Below are 549 nucleotides of genomic sequence, written 5' to 3'. Positions count from 1 at the left end.
CTTTAGTAGATGGACTTTCATGCCGGCCGTGCAGGTGGGCGTTCAAGGCCGTAGCAACAAACGAACATTCGCATGGCGCTGCGGAGTCGACCGTTCGGTGAATCAACGATGTTGCGGCTGCATGCTCAGAAGGACCCCGATTTTCCGCTGATCGGTTACGAGATTTACGATAAAAATCTGGAAACCGGGGACATGTCGTTTGTCGGCCGAACCGATTGGAATGGGCGTTTGGATGTCGAGGCGGCTGATTCGCCGCTACATCTGTTGTATGTGAAAAATGGTGGCGCGATCCTAGCAAGATTGCCCATGGTGCCAGGGCTCAATCCGCATGCGGTCGCCGATTTGAGTGGCGATGATATGCGTTTACAAGCCGAAGCTTACATCCGAGGTGTCCAGAACGCGATCATCGACCTTGTGGCGATTCGTGAACTATTGGCCGCACGCGTGCGGTTGCGGCTTCGCAAGGGCGAGATGGATGAGGCTCGTGAATTGCTGCACTCGCTACGTGAACAACCGACACACGAGCGAATTGCCGACGATATGGACAAG

The 549-nt window shown here is 54.8% G+C and carries 1 pseudogene; it reads left to right on the top strand.

What is annotated here, in order from left to right:
- Nucleotides 1-72: 72 nt before the first annotated feature.
- Nucleotides 73-549: pseudogene (locus tag RMSM_RS26650) on the top strand (hypothetical protein); the annotation flags it as partial.

It is taken from the genome of Rhodopirellula maiorica SM1, assembly GCF_000346295.1.
Lineage (GTDB): Bacteria > Planctomycetota > Planctomycetia > Pirellulales > Pirellulaceae > Novipirellula > Novipirellula maiorica.
The sequence above is the reverse complement of the archived record's forward strand: the minus strand, read 5'-3'. Positions and strand labels throughout refer to the sequence as shown.